At 64.3% G+C, this 20,115-nt stretch carries 17 protein-coding genes; 11 read left to right on the top strand and 6 right to left on the bottom strand.

Annotated features, from left to right (window positions below; all coding sequences use genetic code 11):
• The first annotated feature begins 7 nt into the window (after positions 1-7).
• The 3 genes from AC07Y0_RS01765 (at position 8) to AC07Y0_RS01755 (ending at position 3,898) form a co-directional block, all read left to right on the top strand.
• On the top strand, positions 8-1,414 hold the full coding sequence (locus tag AC07Y0_RS01765) for a bifunctional enoyl-CoA hydratase/phosphate acetyltransferase (RefSeq protein WP_498673949.1): 1,407 nt from the start codon (positions 8-10) through the stop codon (positions 1,412-1,414).
• Positions 1,411-2,583 (top strand): acetate/propionate family kinase, encoded by a 1,173-nt coding sequence (locus AC07Y0_RS01760; RefSeq protein ID WP_498673947.1) that lies wholly within the window; start codon positions 1,411-1,413, stop codon positions 2,581-2,583. Before AC07Y0_RS01765 ends, AC07Y0_RS01760 begins: the two co-directional genes overlap by 4 nt.
• A gap of 124 nt (positions 2,584-2,707) precedes the next feature.
• On the top strand, positions 2,708-3,898 hold the full coding sequence (locus AC07Y0_RS01755; RefSeq protein ID WP_498673944.1) for an alpha-D-ribose 1-methylphosphonate 5-triphosphate diphosphatase: 1,191 nt from the start codon (positions 2,708-2,710) through the stop codon (positions 3,896-3,898).
• A gap of 4 nt (positions 3,899-3,902) precedes the next feature.
• On the opposite strand, the gene AC07Y0_RS01750 is transcribed toward AC07Y0_RS01755, so the two are convergent.
• From AC07Y0_RS01750 to AC07Y0_RS01725, 6 genes are all read right to left on the bottom strand, one after another.
• Complete coding sequence (locus tag AC07Y0_RS01750) at positions 3,903-4,658, bottom strand: ABC transporter ATP-binding protein (RefSeq protein WP_498673942.1); 756 nt, start codon at positions 4,656-4,658, stop codon at positions 3,903-3,905.
• Positions 4,655-5,488 (bottom strand): ABC transporter ATP-binding protein, encoded by an 834-nt coding sequence (locus AC07Y0_RS01745; protein WP_498673939.1) that lies wholly within the window; start codon positions 5,486-5,488, stop codon positions 4,655-4,657. Before AC07Y0_RS01745 ends, AC07Y0_RS01750 begins: the two co-directional genes overlap by 4 nt.
• The gene (locus AC07Y0_RS01740) at positions 5,485-6,417 is read right to left on the bottom strand and encodes an ABC transporter permease (protein ID WP_498673938.1); all 933 of its coding nucleotides are present in this window, start codon (positions 6,415-6,417) and stop codon (positions 5,485-5,487) included. The genes AC07Y0_RS01745 and AC07Y0_RS01740 overlap by 4 nt, the downstream gene beginning before the upstream one ends.
• Complete coding sequence (locus AC07Y0_RS01735) at positions 6,414-7,418, bottom strand: ABC transporter permease (protein WP_498680157.1); 1,005 nt, start codon at positions 7,416-7,418, stop codon at positions 6,414-6,416. Before AC07Y0_RS01735 ends, AC07Y0_RS01740 begins: the two co-directional genes overlap by 4 nt.
• Before the next feature lie 68 nt (positions 7,419-7,486).
• The gene (locus AC07Y0_RS01730) at positions 7,487-9,127 is read right to left on the bottom strand and encodes an ABC transporter substrate-binding protein (RefSeq protein ID WP_498673935.1); all 1,641 of its coding nucleotides are present in this window, start codon (positions 9,125-9,127) and stop codon (positions 7,487-7,489) included.
• Positions 9,128-9,178: 51 nt separating this feature from the next.
• A complete protein-coding gene (locus AC07Y0_RS01725; protein ID WP_498673933.1) occupies positions 9,179-10,231 on the bottom strand; it encodes a dipeptidase in 1,053 nt (350 codons plus the stop codon).
• A 582-nt stretch (positions 10,232-10,813) separates the two neighbouring features.
• Here AC07Y0_RS01725 and AC07Y0_RS01720 point away from each other — a divergent pair.
• From AC07Y0_RS01720 to AC07Y0_RS01685, 8 genes are all read left to right on the top strand, one after another.
• Positions 10,814-11,911 carry an ABC transporter ATP-binding protein gene (locus AC07Y0_RS01720; RefSeq protein ID WP_498673931.1) on the top strand — a complete coding sequence of 366 codons (1,098 nt, stop codon included), beginning with the start codon at positions 10,814-10,816 and terminating at the stop codon, positions 11,909-11,911.
• Positions 11,912-11,914: 3 nt separating this feature from the next.
• Positions 11,915-12,835 carry an ABC transporter permease gene (locus AC07Y0_RS01715; protein WP_498673929.1) on the top strand — a complete coding sequence of 307 codons (921 nt, stop codon included), beginning with the start codon at positions 11,915-11,917 and terminating at the stop codon, positions 12,833-12,835.
• Positions 12,828-13,637: an ABC transporter permease gene (locus AC07Y0_RS01710; RefSeq protein ID WP_028738527.1), complete on the top strand. Its 810-nt coding sequence runs from the start codon at positions 12,828-12,830 to the stop codon at positions 13,635-13,637. The genes AC07Y0_RS01715 and AC07Y0_RS01710 overlap by 8 nt, the downstream gene beginning before the upstream one ends.
• Before the next feature lie 18 nt (positions 13,638-13,655).
• Positions 13,656-14,690, top strand: a complete 1,035-nt coding sequence (locus AC07Y0_RS01705) for an extracellular solute-binding protein (protein WP_498673926.1) — start codon at positions 13,656-13,658, stop codon at positions 14,688-14,690.
• Positions 14,691-14,760: 70 nt separating this feature from the next.
• Positions 14,761-15,942, top strand: a complete 1,182-nt coding sequence (locus AC07Y0_RS01700; protein WP_498673924.1) for a serine hydrolase domain-containing protein — start codon at positions 14,761-14,763, stop codon at positions 15,940-15,942.
• Positions 15,943-15,974: 32 nt separating this feature from the next.
• A complete protein-coding gene (locus AC07Y0_RS01695; protein ID WP_498673922.1) occupies positions 15,975-17,648 on the top strand; it encodes an amidohydrolase in 1,674 nt (557 codons plus the stop codon).
• Positions 17,649-17,769: 121 nt separating this feature from the next.
• A complete protein-coding gene (locus AC07Y0_RS01690; RefSeq protein WP_498673920.1) occupies positions 17,770-19,431 on the top strand; it encodes an amidohydrolase in 1,662 nt (553 codons plus the stop codon).
• Between the two features lie 7 nt (positions 19,432-19,438).
• Positions 19,439-20,110: a TetR/AcrR family transcriptional regulator gene (locus tag AC07Y0_RS01685; RefSeq protein WP_498673918.1), complete on the top strand. Its 672-nt coding sequence runs from the start codon at positions 19,439-19,441 to the stop codon at positions 20,108-20,110.
• The last annotated feature ends 5 nt before the right edge of the window (positions 20,111-20,115 follow it).

Below are 20,115 nucleotides of genomic sequence, written 5' to 3'. Positions count from 1 at the left end.
AGCAGCCATGAACCAGACCCTGCTTACGAACCGCACCTTCGACGAGCTGAAGGTCGGCGACAGCGCCACGATCGCCCGTACCATCGGCCGCGAAGACATGGAGCTGTTCGCGCTCGCTTCGGGCGACTTCAGTCCCGCCCATGTCGACCCCAAATTCGCCGAGAAGGACTTCTTCGGCCACATCATCGCCCACGGCATGTGGACGGCGGCCATGGTCTCGGCCGTGCTCGGCACCAGACTGCCCGGCCCCGGCACGATCTATCTCGGCCAGGAACTGCGCTTCCAGAAGCCGGTCTTCCCCGGCGACACGATCACCGCGATCGTCACGGTGACGGAGAAGCGTGCCGACAAGCGCATCGTGGTGTTCGACACGCGCTGCACCAACCAGAACGGCGAGGACGTGCTGAGCGGTCAGGCGACCGTGATTGCCCCCTTCGAACGGGTCGAGTGGCCGCAGGTCGCGCTGCCGACCATAGTGGCGCAGCACCATGATCGCTTTGAAGATATCATTGCGGAGGCGCGCGCCCTGCCGCTGATCAGGACCGCCCTCGTTCATCCCTGCTCGCCCGAGGCGATCCAGGCGGCCTTGGAGATCCGCGACGAGAACCTGCTCGACCCGATCCTGATCGGACCGGAGGCCAAGATCCGCGCCGCCGCGGCACAAGCCGGTATCTCGCTCGACGGTTTCGAGATCATCTCGGTCGAGCACAGCCATGCCGCTGCCGAAAAGGCCGTCGAACTGGCGGTCGCCGGCAAGGTCGCCACCCTGATGAAGGGAAGCTTGCACACCGACGAACTGCTCGGAGCCGTCGTCGCCCCCGGTTCGGGCCTCAAGACCGCGCGGCGCATCAGCCATGTCTATGCCATGGACGTGCCGGCCTATGAAAAGCTACTGGTGGTCACCGATGCGGCGATCAACATCGCGCCCACCCTCGACCACAAGCGCGACATCTGCCAGAACGCCATCGATCTCCTGCGGCTGCTCGGCAATCCCAATCCCAAGGTTGCCGTGCTCGCCGCGGTCGAGACGGTCAACGACAAGATGCAGGCGACGCTCGACGCAGCCGCGCTCACCGTCATGGCGGCGCGCGGCCAGATCACCGGCGGCAGCGTCGATGGGCCGCTGGCCTTCGACAATGCCATCAGCTTCGAAGCCGCCCGCACCAAGGGCATCGTTTCGCCGGTCGCCGGCCAGGCCGACATCCTGCTCGTGCCCGACCTCGAGGCCGGCAACATGCTGGCCAAGCAGTTGCTCTATTTCGCCGGCGCCGATGCCGCGGGCCTGGTGCTCGGCGCCCGCGTGCCGATCATCCTCACCAGCCGCTCCGACAGCCTCAAGGTCCGTATCGCTTCGGCCGCGCTCGCCAAGCTGGTCGCCGCCAAGCGTGCGGCACAAGGGCTGCCGGCCCAATGAGGGAGAAGATGCTCCTCACCTTCAATGCCGGATCTTCGACGGTAAAGATCGGCCTTTTCCGGCGCGAGGACGGCAAGGCGCGGCGCATCGGCAAGGGCATGATCGACTTCCGCCACAAGCCGTTGACCTTCCACTTGGTCGAAGGCCCTGAAGTGTTCGATGTGCCGCTAGAGGCGGAGGGCGGCGACGTGCTGCACGAGGTGCTGGACGAAACCTTCGGCTGGCTCGCCGACCATTTCGACATCGATGCCGTGACCGCCGTCGGCCACCGCGTCGTGCATGGCGGCGACGTCTTTGCCGGCCCGGTGCTGATCGACGACGCGGCGCTGTCAAAGATCGCCGCGCTAACCCCGCTTGCGCCGCTGCACCAGCCGCAGAACTTGCGCCTGATCGAGGCGATCCGCCACCTGAAGCCGCATCTGCCGCAGACCGCCTCCTTCGACACGGCCTTTCACCGGACCCAGTCGCCGACGGTCCAGCGCTTCGCCATTCCGCGCGAATACTTCGCCCGGGGCATTAAGCGCTACGGCTTCCATGGCCTGTCCTACAAGTACATCGCCGGCGCACTGACGAAGATCGGCCCGGATCTCGGCAAGGCGCGAACCATCGTTGCCCATCTCGGCAGCGGCGCCAGCATTTGCGCGATCAAGGACGGCTTGAGCCGCGACAGTTCGATGGGTTTCTCGACCATCGACGGCATCCCCATGGCGACCCGCTCCGGCGCGCTCGATCCGGGCGTGATCTTCCACTTCATGGCGCGCCTGGGCCTCTCGCGCGAAGAGGTGGAGGACATCGTCTACCACAAGTCAGGCCTGATCGGCCTCTCCGGCATCAGCGCCGACAGCCGTGCCCTGCTCGAAAGCAGCGCCGCGGAGGCCGCCGAAGCGATCGACGTCTTCACCTTCCGCATCGCCGGCGAGGTCGCCAGGCTCTCCGCCACCATCAGCGGGCTCGACACCCTGGTCTTCACCGCGGGTATCGGCGAAAACCAGCCGCCGATCCGCCGCGCGGTGTGCGGCCGCCTCGCCTTCCTCGGCGTCGAACTGGACGAGAGCGCCAATGCTGCCAATGCCCCGATCATATCGACGGCCGGTTCAAGCGTGCGGGTGATGGTCATCGAGACCGACGAGGAACAGGTGATCGCGGACGAAGCGCTGTCGGTCCTTTAGGCAGACAACCGACGCCACCGACATAGAACAGTCATATGCCGCCGCTATGCACACTCGCACACGGGGGCCCGCGTGAGTCGCATGGACATCCCCGATCTCCCTTGACCCGAAACGAGGATGCACGATGCTGGTCGAGACCTTTCAGAATGGCGAGCCGCGCCCCAACGCCGCGAACGATCGCCTCGTCATCGGCAATGCGCGGATCGTGCTGGCCGATCAAGTTATCCATGGCACGGTTGTCGTCGAGGATGCCCGGATCGTTTCCGTCGAGGCCGGTTCGCCGGTTTCCGGCGCGCTGGACTTCGGCGGCGACTACCTGCTGCCCGGCCTCGTCGACATCCACACCGACCATTTCGAAAAGCACGTCTATCCCCGCGCGCATGTCCGCTGGGACTATATGCGCGCCGTCCTCGCGCACGACGCCCAGATCATCGGCGGCGGCGTGACCACCGTGTTCGACAGCCTGTGCGTCGGGGTTTCCTCGGAAGACAGCGAACGGGCGGAAATCCTCGGCCCGATGATCGACGTGCTGGAGCGCGCCCAGGCCGCCGGCATGCTGCGCGCCGAACATTTCATCCACCTGCGCTGCGAAGTCGTCGACCCACGGACACCGGAACTGACCGCTGCCAACATCGACCGGTCGCTGGTACGCGTCGTCTCGGTGATGGAACACCTGCCCGGCATCCGCCAGAGCCGCGACATGGATGCCTACGTCAACCGCCTGCAGAAGGCGGGCGGCGAGAGCGAGGCGGTCATCCGCGACCGCATCGCCCAGATGGTGGCCGAGAAGTCGGACATCGGCCGCACGGTGCGCCCCGAGGTCGTGGCGCTCGCCCGCACGCGCGGCCTGCCGCTCTTGAGCCATGACGACACCGACATCGAGCATGTCGATCTGGCCGCAGACGAAGGCGTGGCGATCTCGGAATTCCCCTGCACGCTGGAAGCGGCCCGCGAAGCGCGCACCCGTTCCATGCTGATCGTCGGCGGTGCACCCAACATCGTGCGCGGCGGTTCGCAGTCCGGCAATGTCGCGGTGCGCGAACTGCTGGAGGAAAGGCTCATCGACATCCTCGCCTCGGACTACGTGCCGCGCTCCATGCTCGATGCCGCCTTCCTGATTGCAGCCGATCCGGCGCTCGCCTACGCGCTGCCGGATGCCGTACGTTTGGTGACGAAGGCGCCGGCCGAGGCAGCCGGTCTTTCAGACCGCGGCGAGATCGCCACGGACAAGCGCGCGGATCTCATCCGCGTCGGCCTGCACGACGGTCATCCGTTCCTCAAAGCCGTGTGGCGCGAGGGGCATCGGGTCGCCTGATCGCTCAGGCCTCCCGCACGAAACCCTCGCTCGCCACCATGAGCTGGCGGGTATAGTCGGTGGAGAACTCCCTGGAGCGCAGCTGCGCGACATCGAGCGCCTCGACCACCTTGCCGGTCTTCATCACGGCCAGCCGCTCGCACATATGGCTGATGACCGCCAGGTCGTGGCTCACCATGACGAAGGTGAGGCCGCGATCCCGGCGCGCCTGTTCGAGCAGGTTGAGGATTTCTGCCTGGATCGAGGCATCGAGCGCCGAGGTCGGCTCATCGAGCAGCAGGATCTTCGGCTCGACGATCAGCGCCCGGGCAATGGCGATGCGCTGGCGCTGGCCGCCGGACAGCTGGTGTGAGAATCGGAAACGAAAGCCCGTCCCCAGCCCCACCTCGTCAAGCGCACGGGCGATCCGCGTCTCGGTGTCGGTGAAGCCGTGAATGGCCAGTGGCTCCAGCAGCAGCTTGTCGACCGTCTGGCGTGGATGCAGCGAGCCGTAGGGGTCCTGGAACACCATCTGCACGGTGCGATAGAATTCATGGTCACGCTTGTGGCCGGTGAAGCTGCGGCCGTTGACGGTGAGCGTGCCGCTGTCGAAGCGGTTGAGGCCGGCGACTGCCCTCAGCAGCGTCGACTTGCCCGAGCCGGATTCACCGACGATGCCGAAGGATTCGCCCTCGGCGATTTCCAGGCTAACCTCATCGAGCGCCCGGAAGCCATTGAAGCTCACCAGCATGTCGCGAATGGAAAGTGCAGGTACGGTCATAGCGCCCACTCCGCCTGGCGTTCGAGGACGGGCAAGGGATGACGGTCGGAATTGATCTGCGGCAGACAGTTCAGCAGGCCCCGGGTATAGGGATGCTGCGCCTCGGAGAGACGCGATGCCGGCAACTCCTCGACCACCCGCCCGGCATACATGACCAGCACCCGGTCGCAGAAGGACGAAACGAGACGCAAGTCATGGCTGATGAAGATCAGCCCCATGCCGCGTTCGGACACCAGCTTGTCGAGGATCCCCAGCACTTCGAGCTGCACCGTGACGTCGAGCGCCGAGGTGGGCTCATCGGCGATCAGCAGTTCGGGACCGCAGACCAGCATCATGGCGATCATGACGCGCTGGCCCATGCCGCCCGAAACCTCGTGCGGGTAGAGATCGAAGACGCGTTCCGGATCGCTGATCTGCACCGCCTCCAGCATGGCAAGCGCCCGTGCCCGCGTCTCGGCATTGGACAACCGTTCGTGGGTCTGCAGGGTTTCCATGATCTGCCGGCCGATCGGCATGACCGGGTTCAGCGAATATTTCGGATCCTGCAGGATCATGGCGATCTTCTTGCCGCGCAGCGAACGCCGCTCGCGTTTCGAGATCGACAAGAGATCGGTATCGCCGAAGGAGAGCGTGTCGGCGGTGATCTTCGCGTGGCCGGGCGTCAGTCCCATGATGGCGCGGCCGGTCTGCGACTTGCCGGAGCCGCTTTCGCCGACGATGCCGAGCCGCTCCTTGCCGAGCGTGAAGTTGACGCCGCGCACGGCCTCGATCAGCCCGGTGCGGGTCGGAAAGCTGACCTTCAGGTTTTGAACGGTGAGGAGCGGCGTCATTGGCCGGCCTCCTTCGGATCGAGCGCGTCACGCAGGCCGTCGCCCAGAAGGTTGAAGCCGAGCGAGACGATGAGGATGGCGAAGCCCGGCATGGCCGCGACCCACCACTGGTCGAGAATGAAGCGGCGGCCCGAGGCGATCATCGCACCCCATTCCGGCAGCGGCGGCTGGGCACCGAGACCGAGGAAGCCGAGGCCGGCCGCGGTCAGGATGATGCCCGCCATGTCGAGCGTGACGCGCACGATCAGCGACGACATGCACAGCGGCATGATGTGGGAAACGACGATGCGCAGTGGTGAGGCGCCCATCAGCGTGACCGCGGCGATGAAGTCCGAGTTGCGGAAGGTCAGCGTCTCGGCGCGCGCGATGCGGGCATAGGGCGGCCACGAGGTGATGGCGATGGCGAGCACCGCATTCTCGATGCCTGGGCCCAGAGCCGCCACCAGCGCCAGCGCCAGCACGAGCTTCGGGAAGGCGAGGAAGATGTCGGTGATGCGCATCAGCACGGCATCGACCCAGCCCCCGGCATAGCCGGAAACCGTGCCGACGATCAGGCCGATCGGGGCGGCGATAATCGCCACCAGGAAGATGACGAAGAGCGTGAGCCTCGAACCGTGGATCAGGCGCGAAAGGATGTCGCGGCCCTGGTCGTCGGTGCCGAGCAGAAAACCGGCCGTGCCCGGCGGCAGGAGCCGGGAATTGCGCAGGTCCCCCTGCACCGGCGAGTGGGGTGCGAGCACGTCGGCGAAGGCAGCGACGAACAGCAGGCCGATCAGGATCAGCAGTCCGAGCACCGCCAGGCGGTTCTCGGAGAACCGCTGCCAGATGATGTAGAGGCGGCCGAGACGGGCCTGGCGGCGCGATTGCGGCCGGTCCGAGAGCAGCCAGTCGCGCAGGCTTTGGGTGGATTGCATTTGTGTCTCGCTCATCGGCTGCGCGTCCTCGGGTCGAGCGTCCGGTACAGGATGTCCGAGAGCAGATTGATCGCGATGAACACGGCACCGATGATCATCGTGCCGCCGAGCACGGCGTTCATGTCGGCATTCTGCAGCGAATTGGTGATGTAGAGGCCAAGGCCCGGCCAGGAGAAGATCGTCTCGGTCAGCACTGAGCCTTCGAGCAGGCCGGCATAGGAGAGCGCGATCACGGTAATCAGCGGCACGGCGGCGTTTCGCAGCGCATGGAACCAGATGATCCGCGTCTCGGACAGTCCCTTGGCACGCGCGGCGACGATATATTCCTGGCTAAGCTCGTTCAGCATGAAGGAGCGGGTCATCCGGCTGATATAGGCAAGCGAGAAATAGCCGAGCAGCGCGCCGGGCAGGATGATGTGGCGAAACAGGTCCCACAACACGTCCCACTGCCGTTGAAAGGCGGCATCGAGCAGGAAGAAGCCGGTCACCGGCGTGAACGAGTATTCGTAGAGGATGTCGACCCGCCCCGGATAGGCGACCCAGTTGAGCTTCGCGTAGAAAAACACCAGCGCCAGCAGGCCGAGCCAGAAGATCGGCACGGAATAGCCGATCAGGCCGATGACCCGGACGATCTGGTCGGCGATCGAACCCCGCTTGACGGCCGCAAGCACACCGAGCGGCACGCCGAACACGGCGCCGATCAATGTCCCCACGCTGGCAAGCTCGATCGTCGCGGGAAAGACCCGGCGAATGTCGGTCATCACCGGATTGGTGGTCAGAACCGACGTACCGAAGTCGCCGGTCAAGGCCTGGCGGACATAGATGAAGAATTGCTGGTAGAGCGGCAGGTTGAGCCCCAGTTCCTCACGCACGCGCTCGACAACATGGGCGGGCGCCCGATCGCCGACGATCGCCAGTGCCGGATCGATCGGCACGACGCGGCCGATGAAGAAGGTCACGGCCAGAAGGCCGAGATAAGTCGTCACTACGGTCAAGAGGAACCGTAGTGACGACATGGCGAAGGCCGAGGCGCCGGCGCCGGAGCGCCGCGCCTCGGTTTTTGTCTCGAGAAGGGCCAAGGGCCTCAGTCCTTGGAAACGGTGTAGACGAAGTTGGTATCGAAGCTCGGGCCGAGCTTGAAGTCCTTCACCTTGGCCGAGTAGCCGGCGACTTCGGTCTGCTGGAAGACGACGACGAACGGACCTGCGGCGAGAACCTGCTTCTGCAGGTCTTCATAGATCGCGGCGCGTGCGGCCGAATCCTTTTCGAGCAGAGCGGCCTGCGTCTTGGTCGACAGTTCCTTCGGGTCCCAGGAATTGCGCCATGCCAGCGTCTTGTTCTTGCCCTCGTCCGAATTGTCCGGGTTGAAGGTGAAGGTCTCGGCATTGGAGTTCGGGTCGAAATAGTCGGAACCCCACTGGCCGATATAGATGTCGTGCTGGCGGGCACGATACTTGGTCAGCGTCTGCTTGCCGTCGCCCGGGATGATTTCCAGCTTGATGCCGGCCTGGGCGAGCGTCTGCTGGACGTTTTCGGCAATGCCGGTGACCGGCTGGGTGTTGCGCACGTCCATGGTGACGGTGAAGCCGTCGGCAAGGCCGGCCTTGGCCAGCAGTTCCTTGGCCTTGGCGACGTCGAAGGTGTAGGGCGTGTCGTCGAGCGCGCCGAGCTGGCCGGACGGCAGGAAGGTCTGGTGGATGGTGCCGATGCCCTTGATCAGGGTCTCGCCGATCGCGTCATAGTCGACGAGATACTTGAAGGCCTCGATGACTTCCGGCTTGGCCAGGTTCGGGTTCTTCTGGTTGAGGCTGAAGTAGTAGAGCGTGCCCTTCGGAGCCGACGTGGTGGCCACGCCTTCCTTCTTGGAGACCGCTTCGATGTCGCCCGGCTCGAGGTTGCGCGCGACGTCGATGTCGCCGTTCTCAAGCGCCAGGCGCTGGCCAGAGCTTTCCTTCATGTGGCGATAGATGACGCGGGCGAGCTTCGCCTTTTCGCCGAAGTAGTTGTCGTTGCGCTCCAGCACGACCACTTCATTGGCGCGCCATTCGCGGATCTTGAACGGGCCCGAACCGGCATAGCCGGTCTTCAGGAACTCGTTGCCGAAGTCGTTATCATACTTGTATTCGGCGGTCGGGGTGACCGGCTTGACGTTCTCGGAGACGAGCTTCTTGTCGACGACCGAAGCGACCGTCGAGGTCAGCACGTTGAGCACGAAGGTCGGCGCGTAGGCCTTGTCGACGGTCAAGACGAAGGTGCCTTCATCGGCAGCCTTGGCCTTTTCGGTGACGTTGTCGCCGGAGAGACCGAACTGGGTCAGCAGGAAGGCCGGCGACTTGTCGAGCTTGACGGCGCGCTCGAAGGAGTAGGCCACGTCTTCGGCGGTGATCGGATTGCCGGAGGCGAACTTCAGGCCGGGCTTCAGCTTGAAGGTATAGGTCATGCCGTCGTCGGAAATCGTCCAGCTTTCGGCGAGCTCACCGACGACCTTTGAGGTGTCGGACGGGTCGAGGCCGACCAGCTTGCTGTAGGTGTTGGCGGTGATTTCGGCGGTCGACAGCTCGAAAGCCTCGCCCGGATCGAGCGTGATGATGTCGTCGAAGGCAAAGCCCTCGACCAGCGTGTCGGCCGGCGTCGCGGCAAAGGCCTGCGGGGCGGCTGCGAGCAGCAGCGCCATGGCCGCACTGCTGGTCAGCAGGCGCATCGTCTTGTTCAATGAGTGCATCATCTTCTTCGTTCCCCTGTTTGCTTTAGGTCGGTTTTCCAGAGCGTCCGCGGGCTATTCGTGCCAGGCGGATGCCAGAACTCTCAGCCAGTTTTCCCGGCATATTTTCGCAAGCTCTTGATCAGCGTATCCGGCGTCCCTGAGGGCCGCAACCAGTTTCTGGTTGCCGCTCGCATCGGTGATTTCGGCCGGAATCGTGGCGCCGTCGAAGTCCGAACCGAGTGCCACGCAGTCGATCCCCATGCGCTCCACCATGTAGTCGACATGGCGGACCATGTCGCTGAGCGGCGTTGCCGGGTCGTCCCGGGCATCATCGCGCAGCATGGTGACGGCGTAGTTGAGGCCGACCAGGCCGCGGCTCTCCTTGATCGCGTCGAACTGTTTGTCGGTGAGGTTGCGCGCCACCGGCGTCAGCGCATGCACGTTGGAATGGCTGGCGACGAGTGGCTGATCGCTGGTCTTCGCCACATCCCAGAAGCCCTGTTCGGTGATGTGGGCGAGATCGACCAGGATGCCGAGCCGGTTGCAGGCCTTCACCAGTTCGAAGCCCGCAGCGGTCAGCCCCGGCCCGGTGTCCGGCGACATTGGATAGGCGAACGGCACGCCATGGCCGAAAATATTGTTGCGGCTCCAGACCGGCCCGAGCGAACGCAGCCCGGCAGCGTAGAAGGTTTCCAGCGCATCGAGATCCTCGTCGATCGCCTCGCAGCCTTCCATGTGCATGACCGCAGCGAACACGCCGTCGTCCATGGCCTTGCGGATTTCCGCGGTCGTGCGACAGAGCCGCCAGGCGCCGGCCCGGTCGAGCCTCAGGGCGATCGATGTCATCTGCAGTGCGATGTCGAGCGACGGGGGGCGCGCAAGCGGCGCTTCGAGCGGCGTCGCATAATGGCCATTGGCGTCCGGCTCTTTGAGAGCGAAATCGCCGGGGGATGGAATGAAGATGGCGCAGAGACCGCCCGCGAGGCCGCCAGCCTTGGCCCGCGGTCCGTCGATATGCCCCTCGTTCGTGCCGTTGACGAACTCGGCGACAGGGTCGGTCCCGTTCGCCCGTCCGCGCCAAAGCCTCAGCAGGACGTCGTTGTGACCGTCGAATACCCGTTCCATGAAAAGAAATTCCTGCCGTCTGATAGCCAGATTGAAAATACCAAGGGGACGAAGCGGCCCTGTCCGACGTCGAGAAGACAATGGCCGAAAACGCTTGTTGAACTAACGTAGAACTAAATCGACGGCCGGTTCAAGCCAAAAAAAACGTGAACTTACAAGGCGATGCACGGGCTGGTAGAGTCAGCACCAGCGCATTCCCGTCAATTTCGGTGCATTTGCCGCGGCGGCAGATGGCCACCGCCGGAGGCAAAAATCGGTGGCGCTCAAATTTTACCCCGACTGGCGAAATAAAAATGGTCAAGCGACCAAATTTGCGGCAACATGCAGAAATTCCGCTCCGGGCGGGATGGGGCTTGGAGGAGCCTCGGGAGGATTGACGATGCCTAAGACAGCGCATTTGTCGTCGGTTCGTGGCATTTCGCGCCACGAATTGGACGGACGCGGAGGAATTCTTCACTTTGCCGTGCATGGCACGCTTATTGCGTCGCCATGGCCAGACGAGCCTACCGGACGAGACCTGAGATCGACTGCTCCGGGACGCGGATGTTGCCGAAAAGATTCATTTGAAACTGGGGATATTTCTTGAGTTCGATATCGAAAGAGGCCGCAATCGAAATCCGGGGTGTGAGCCGAGTCTACGGCTACGGCAATGCCCAGGTGACCGCGCTGGACAGAGTGCATCTGACCATCCGGGAAAACGAATTCTTCACGCTGCTCGGACCTTCGGGCTGCGGCAAGACCACGCTTCTCCGGCTGATCGCCGGCTTCGACTTCCCGACGAGCGGCGAGATCTTGCTCCACGGCCAGGACATTGCGCCGCTGCCGCCGTTCAAGCGCCCGGTCAACACGGTCTTCCAGTCCTATGCGCTCTTCCCCCATATGACGGTGGCCGAGAACATCGGCTTCGGCCTGAAGATGCTGGGCAAGCCCGCCGCCGAAATCAAGGCCCGCGTCGACGAGATGCTGGCGCTGGTGCACATGGAGGCCATGAAGGACCGGCAGGTCAGCCAGATTTCCGGCGGCCAGCAGCAGCGCGTGGCGCTCGCCCGCGCCCTTGCGCCCAAGCCGAAGGTCCTGCTGCTCGACGAGCCGCTGTCGGCCCTCGACTACAAGCTGCGCAAGGAAATGCAGATCGAGTTGAAGCGCGTGCAGGCCGAAACCGGCATCACCTTCATCTTCGTCACCCACGACCAGGAAGAGGCGCTGACCATGTCGGACCGCATCGCGGTCATGTCGAATGGCGAAGTCCGTCAGGTCGGTTCCGCCCACGAAATCTACGAGCGTCCCGCCGACCGTTTCGTCGCCGACTTCATCGGTGAATCCAATTTCCTGGCAGGCGACATCCTCGACCTGTCCGAAACGACCGGCAGCGTTCGCCTGGGCTCCGGCGCAGTGATCGAAGCCTCGCTTCCCGAAAAGGGGCGCCCCTCCGGCAAGGTCACCGTCGTCATCCGGCCGGAACATGCCTCACTCGACGCACCTGGCACCGGAAATTTCGACGGCGAGCTGGTCGATGCGATCTATTTCGGCACCGACACCCACTTCCACGTCCTGCTCGACAGCGGCGATTCCTTCATCGTGCGCGAGCAGAACATGCGATCCGGCGGCGTGCCTCACTTGAAGGGATCGCGTGTCGCCATCCGCCTCGGCCCGCAGGCCGCGCAGATCCTGAGGGATTGACGGATGAGCACCGCAGCCGAAGCCGCGAGCGCGGCAAAAAGCAAGGACATTCGCAACCGCTGGCTCTTGAGCGCGCCGGCCCTTGTCCTGATCACGCTGGCCGGCGTCGGCCCGCTGCTGATCGTGCTGGTCTATTCCTTCCTCGCTCCGGGCAGCTACGGCGACGTCAAGTGGGAATTCTCGACCCAGGCCTGGTTCAGCGTGTTCCTGGAACGCGACATCTTCGACGACACGCTGTCGCTCGCCGACGCCCATGTCAGCATCCTCTGGCGTTCGATCAAGCTGGCGGTCGCCACCACCATCGCCTCGCTGGTCCTCGGCTTCCCGACGGCCTATTTCATCGCCAGCCGCCCGGCCCATCTGCGCCAGGTCTGGCTTTTCCTGGTCACCATCCCGTTCTGGACCAACATGCTGATCCGCGGCTTCGCCATCCAGGAGATGATCCGCAACGAAGGTCTGGTCAACACCATCCTGATGAAGCTCGGCGTCATCTCGGCGCCGATCCAGATGCTCTATACCGACTTCGCCATCCTGCTCGGCATGGCCTATGTGCACCTGCCGCTGATGGTGCTTCCGCTCTATGCCAGCATGGAAAAGCTCGACTTCCGCCTCGTCGAGGCCGGCTATGATCTCTACGCCACCCGCTTCCAGGTGCTGCGCCGGATCATCATCCCCCTGGTCAAGCCCGGCATCATCGCCGGCTCGATCCTGGTCTTCATCCCGGCGCTGTCGTCCTACGTCATCCCGCGCATCCTCGGCGGCGGCAAGAACCTGATGATCGGCAACCTGATCGAGCTGCAGTTCGGCCAGGGCCGTAACTGGCCGCTCGGCGCCTCGCTGTCGATCACGCTCGTCATCATCGTGCTGGCGGCCATGCTCTACTACGTCAAGAATGCCGGAAAGACCGGAGGCGGCCATGCATAAGCGCTTCGACATCCGCGTCCAGCCGGGCTTCGCCGCGATCGCGATGCTCTGCTTCGCCATCCTCTACGTGCCGATTTTCACGCTGGTGGTCTATGCCTTCAACTCGGGCACGTCGATCGCCCGGTGGGAAGGCTTCTCGATGCGCTGGTTCGCCGCCGCCTGGAACAACAGCCAGGTGATCGAATCCTCGATCCGTTCGGTCGAGATCGCCGCCGTCGCCGCGGTCATCGCCACGGCGGCCGCAACGCTCGCGGCGATCGCCACGACCCGCACCGAGCCCTATCGCGGCCTGACGTTCAAATATTCTTTCATCAACATGCCGCTGATGGTGCCGGAAATCGTCACCGCCGTGGCGCTCCTGATCTTCTTCTCGCGCGTCAAGGTATGGAGCGGCTATTCCGGTCTGGGCTACCTGATCATGGCCCATACCGCCTTCTGCATTCCCTTCGCCTACCTGCCGATCCGCGCCCGCCTCGAAAGCATGGATCTGGCCCTCGAGCGCGCGGCCGCCGATCTCTACGCGACCCCGTTCAAGGCCTTCCGCTATGTCACCCTGCCCTTGCTGTGGCCCGGCATCCTCGCCGGCCTGATGCTGGCTTTCGTCATCTCGCTCGATGACGTGGTGATCACCGAATTCGTGAAATCCGGTGGTCAGGATACCCTCCCGACCTACATGCTCGGCCAGTTGCGCCGTGCCATCACGCCGGAAATGAACGCCATCTCGACAGTCTTTCTGCTGCTGTCGCTGGCGGTCGTCACGATCTTCTTCTTCCTCAGCAGATCCAATGAAAAAACCGAATAGAAAACAGGAGTGGGAACCATGAAGCATACCCTTAAGCTCGCGACCAGCGTGCTGGCACTGCTCGCATCGGCGACGTTCGCCCATGCGGAAGGTGAACTGAACATCTTCAACTGGGGCAACTACACCAACCCCGAGCTGATCAAGAAGTTCGAAGAGAAGTTCAAGGTCAAGGTGACCCTGACCGACTACGACTCCAACGACACGGCGCTCGCCAAGATCCGCCAGGGCGGCCACGGCTTCGACATCGTCGTCCCCTCGGCATCCGCCATGCCGATCTTCATCGGCGAAGGCCTGCTGCTCGAGTCCCGTCCGGACCAGCTGGAGAACTTCAAGAACATTGATCCGCAGTGGGTTGACGTACCGTTCGATCCGGGCCGTCACTATTCGGTTCCGTGGCAGTGGGGCACGACCGGCGTTGCCGTCGACAAGTCGGTCTATGCCGGCGATCCGAACACCTCGGCCATCTTCCTCGACCCGCCGGCCGAACTCGTCGGCAAGGTCAATGTCGTGCCGGAAATGTCCGACGTCATGCACCTCGCCGTCACCTATGCCGGCGGAGAACCCTGCACCGGCGACATGGAAGTGCTGAAGAAGGTCCGCGACCTGCTCGTCGCCGCCAAGCCGAAATGGATCTCGATGGACTACGGCACGGTCGAGAAATACACCAAGGGTGACCTTGCTGCCTCGGTCGACTGGAACGGCGCAACCTTCCGCGGCCGTCTTGCCAACCCGAACATCGTCTACGGCTACCCGAAGGAAGGCTATCCGATCTGGATGGACAATGCGTCGATCCTGAAGGACGCCAAGAACGTCGACAACGCCAAGCTGTTCCTGAACTTCATCATGGAACCGGAAAACGCCGCCCTGATTTCCGCCTTCGCCCGCTATGCGAACGGCATCAAGGGTTCGGACGCCTTCATGCCGGAAGACATGAAGACGGCCCCGGAAGTGAACATCCCGGAATCGGCCAAGGCCGCCGGCAAGTTCAACCTCGCCTGCAAGCCGGAAGTCCAGGAAATCTACACCAAGATCTGGACCGAAATTCAGAAGTAACCGGTCCAAATCCCAATGCCACGAAGACGGGAGAGCCCTTAGGCTCTCCCGTTGCAAGGATCCGCGTCCCATGACCACCGAATTCAAGACGACCTACGGCTTTGAGCGCCGCGACGTGACGATCGCCAACTGGCGCACCGCACCCTATAGCCGCTGGTCGTTCCAGAACCTGCGCGAGATGGTGCCGATCACCGAGATCCGCGCTGCCGCCGAGGAACCGGAAACCGCCCTCTCCGCCTCGCCCCTGCTCGATGCCGCGCTGGAGACCGGGCTTGCCGGCACGGCCGACGCCCGCGCCTTCCTCGATCATGCCCATACCAACGCCTTCGTCCTGATGAAGGGCGGCCAGATCCTCGCCGAACACTACGCGCCGCACACGCACGTGAATGCGCGCCACATCGTCTTTTCCGTCAGCAAGTCGCTGACCGCGCTGGTCTCCGCCGTGCTGCAGGACCAAGGCGTCATCGATCCGGACTGCCCGGTCATCAGCCTGATTCCCGAAGCCAAGGGCTCGGCCTATGGCGATTGCAGCTTTCGCGACGTGCTCGACATGCGCGTCAGCCTCGACTTCGACGAGGCTTATCTGACCAAGGACGGGGCCTTTGCCCGCTATCGCCGCTCGACACTGTGGAACCCGGCCGAACCCGGCGCGCCGGTCGAGACCCTGACCGAATTCCTGATGACCCTGCAGAAGGCTGACCGCCCGCATGGCGGCCCGTTCTTCTATGCCTCGCCCAATTCCGACCTGCTCGGCATCCTGATCGAGCGCGCCTCCGGCCGGCGCTATGCCGACCTGTTCTCCGACCTCTTGTGGAAGCCGCTCGGCGCGAAGAACCATGCGCTGGTCAGCGTCGATGGCGCGGGCACTGCCCGTTCGGCCGGCGGCGTCTGCGTCACGGCCCGCGACCTCGCCCGTGTCGGCCAGATGCTGCTCGACGGCGGAACTGCGAACGGCCGTCAGGTCGTGCCCGCCGCCTGGGTTACGGACATGCAGACCGCCGGCGACCCGAGTGCCTGGGCGGCAAGCCAGCCGACCATGCTGCCGAACGGTCGCTACCGCAGCAAGTGGTACCAGACCGGCGAGCCGGACGGCGCCTTCTGCGCCATCGGCATCCACGGCCAGTGGCTCTATGTCGATCCATCGACCGAAACGGTGATCGTCAAACTCTCGTCGCAGCCCAACCCGCTGGACGACGAACTCAAGCAGGACAATTTCGCCTTCTTCCGCGCCCTCAGCCGCCTTGGCGCCTGACCGCCGCACATACCCTATGCAGGACTGACACCATGCCCCAGACCGCCGACCTCATCATCCGCAACGCCTGCGTTCTGACCATGGACGCGGCTTCTCCCAGGGCCGAGGCCGTCGCCGTCGCCGGCAACCGCATCCTTGCCGTCGGCTCGAACGACGAGATCGCGGCGCTTGCCGGGCCGTCTGCGAAAGTGATCGACGCAAAGGGCGCGACCGTGCTGCCAGGTTTCAACGAAGCCCACATGCACATCTTCCCCGGCTCGGTTTCGCTGCGCCAGCTCAACCTGCACGGCATCCAGGGTTTCGAGGCACTGAAGAAGGCCATGCAGGACTATGCCGCCGCCAACCCGGGCGAACCGCTGCTGATGGGCTTCTCCGCCGACTATTCGATCATCTCGCTGACCGAATCCGTCACCCGCCACCACCTCGACGCGATCCTTCCCGATCGGCCCTTCATGATGTTCGCCCCCGACCATCACACCGCCTGGGCCAATACCGCAGCGCTGGAAAAGGCCGGCCTGCTGCACGGCAAGGATGTCGGGGTCGGCAATGAGGTCGTCATGGGCGACGACGGCATGGCCAGCGGTGAACTGCGCGAAGGCAATGCCTTCGGTCCGGTCTCCGCGCTCGCCTCGACCGGCGGCCGCGAAGAACTCGGCATGGTCACCGGCATGGACCCGGAAAACGTCACGCCTGAACAATATGCGCTGGACCGGGCGATCCTGAAGAACGGCCTCGAATATTGCGCCTCCTGGGGCGTCACCTCGATCCAGAACTTCGACGGCAACCACTACCAGCTGCGCCTGATGCACGACCTGGAGCAGGCGGGCGAACTCCCCTGCCGCATCCGCATTCCCTTCCACATGAAGAATTTCATGGATCTCGCCGAGCTCGACAAGGCGGCGGAGTGGAAGAAGGAGTTTGCCACCGACATGGTGCGCGGCGACTTCGTCAAGGTCTTCATGGACGGCGTGCTCGACAGCCAGACCGCCTTCATGCTCGAAGGCTACGGCGATCGCCCCGGCTACACCTACGAGCCCCTGTTCTCCGCCGACGCCTTCAACGCCATCGCCACCAAGGCCGACGCGCTCGGCCTGCAGGTCGCCGTGCACGCGATCGGCAGCGCCGCCATCCGCCAGACGCTCGACGGCTACGAGGCGGCGGTCAAGGCGAACGGCAGACAAGACCTCCGCCACCGCATCGAGCACATCGAGATCATCGACCCGGCCGACATTCCGCGCTTCAGGGAACTCGGTGTGGTGGCCTCCATGCAGCCGGTCCACGTTCCCGGCGGCACCTGCTTCCCGCTGGAGCCGACCGATGCCCGCATCGGCGAGGACCGCTGGGAATATGCCTATGCCTGGCGCACGATGAAGGAGGCCGGCGCCCCTGTCGTCTTCGCCTCCGACTGGCCGGTCTCGCCGGTTTCGCCCTTCCAGTGCATCCAGGATGCGCTGACCCGCAAGCCATGGAAGGATGGACTGCCAGACCAGCGCTTCACGCTCATGGAATCTCTCGAGGCCTATACCGCGATCGGCGCCTGGGTCGAGTTCATGGAAGACCGCAAGGGCAAGCTGAAACCCGGCTTCCTCGCCGACATCGTCATCCTGTCGCACGACATCGAGCGTGTCGCCCCGGACCAGATCATGGATACGGTCCGCCCCGCCGTCACCATCTGCGACGGCCGCATCACCCACGAGGCGGCCTGACGGCCGACATCGGCGCGGGAACGCAACAACCGCTTCCGCGCCCGGAACCCCGAACCGAAGGGCGAAGACGTCGCCCTGCCCCAAGCGTGTCGAAGACACCCAGCAAGACGGACGAACGGCCATGGACATCATCATTCGCAATGCACGCGTGCTCAGCATGGACGACGATGCGCCGCGTGCGCAGGCCGTGGCGATTGCCGGCAACCGGATCGCAGCCGTCGGCAGCGACGCCGAGATCGCCGCACTGGCGACACCCTCGACCCGCATCATCGATGCCGGCGGCGCCACGGTCATGCCGGGCTTCAACGAAGCCCACATGCATATCTTCGGCGGCTCCGTCGCGCTCAACGAACTGTCGCTGTTCGGGGTCAAGGGCTTCGATGATCTGAGCACTGCAATCAGCGCCTATGCCGCGGCCAATCCGCATCTCGAGCTTCTGGTCGGCCAGTCGGTCGACTATACCGTGCTATCGGAAGAAGAACGCGTCACCCGCCACCATCTCGACCGCATCATTCCCGACCGTCCCTTCATGATGGTCGCGCCCGATCGCCACACCGCCTGGGCCAACACGATCGCGCTCGAAAAGGCAGGCATTCTCCAGGGCCGCGATGTCGGCGTCGGCAACGAGATCGTCATGGGCGACGACGGATTGGCCAATGGCGAACTGCGCGAGTCCAATGCCATGCGGCCGGTCGCCATCATGAGCGCGACAGGCGGCCGCGAAGGGTTGGGCGTCGGCACCGGCGGCGAACCGGAGAGTGTCACGGCGGCCGAGCGGGCGGGTGATATCGCCGTGCTCAAGCAGGGCCTCGCCTACTGCGCCTCGCTCGGCATCACCTCGTTCCAGAACATGGACGGCAATCTCTACCAGCTCGAACTGCTGAAAGAGATCGAGGACACGGAAGGCCTGCCCGCCCGCGTGCGCATGCCCTTCCACATGAAGAACTTCATGCCAATCGCCGATCTGGAGGAAAAGGCCGCCGCCTGGCGTGACCGCTTCAACTCCGACAAGCTGCGCTGCAACTTCGTCAAGGTCTTCATGGACGGCGTGACCGAAGGCGAGACCGCCGTCTTCGTCGACGACTACGCCCACAAACCCGGCTGGAAGGGCGAGCCGCTGTTTTCCGCCGAGCACTTCAACCAGGTCGCCGTCGAGGCCGACCGCCTCGGCCTGCCGGTCGCGGTCCACGCCATCGGCGACGGCGCGGTGCGCATGGTGCTCGACGGCTACGAGGCGGCGATCAAGGCCAACGGCAAACGCGACAGCCGCAACCGAGTCGAGCACATCGAGGTGGTCCACCCCGACGACATTCCCCGCTTTGCCGAACTCGGCACGATCGCCTCGATGCAGCCCACCCACCCGCCGGGCTCGGCCGGGCTTCCCCTCGAACCCTACCTCACCTATATCGGCGAGGAGCGCTGGCCCTACGCATTTGCCTGGAAGACGCTGGTCGATGCCGGTGCCCGGATCGTCTTTGCCACCGACTGGCCGGTCTCGCCGCTGCCGCCGCTGTCGTGCATCCATGACGCCATGACCCGCAAGCCCTGGAGGAACGATATGCCCGACCACCGCCTGACACTCAACGAGACGCTGAAGGCCTATACCCGCACCAGCGCCTGGGTCGAGTTCATGGAAGACCGCAAGGGCATCCTGAAGCCGGGCTACCTCGCCGACGTGGTCGTGCTCTCCGGCGACATCGAAGCGGTCGCAGCCGAGGACATCGCCGCCCTGGCTCCCAAATTCACGATCTGCGATGGTCGCATCACCTACGAGGCAGCCTGACGACACCATGGACGAAGAACGCAGCCCATCGATTTCACCGCCCGGCAAGACGCCGGGCGCCACCCGCAAGGGGATCGAGACCCGCGCCCGCATCATTCGCGGTGCGCTGGAGGCGCTGGAGAACGGCGGCATGGAGGCGCTGACGACGCGCAAGATCGCCGCCAGCGCCGGCGTGAAACTGGCGACGCTGCACTATTATTTCGACAGCAAGGAAAGCCTGCTGCTGGCCGTGCTGGACGACCTGATCGCCGACATGGATACGGCCTACCGGCAGGACATGCCCATGCCGGCCGATCCGCTGGATCGCGTCGAGGGGCTCATCCGCGCCAGCTGGCGCTATGTCCAGCGCACCCGCAACAAGCAGCTCGCCCAGACCGAACTCACGCTCTATGCGCTGAGGACTCAAGGGGCCGACTGGCTGGCCGCACGCCAGTACGGCGCCTATATCGACTTCTACAGCAAGATGATCTTCGACGGCATGGGGGAGATGACCGAGGAGAAGTCGCGCATCGGCAGTGCGGTCGCCCGCTTCATGCTGATCGGCATCGACGGCCTGATCCTGCAGAACTTCTCGCTGTATCGCGACGGCGACACCAATGAGGGCGTCGAGACCCTGGTGATCGCGACGCGCGACCTGCTGCGCCGGCTGCAATCCGAAGCCGGGACGACGGCGGCCTGATCACT

This window comes from Allorhizobium sp. GW101-3B10 (assembly GCF_059424725.1).
Note: the sequence above shows the minus strand (reverse complement) of the source record. Positions and strands in the feature narration are given on the sequence as shown.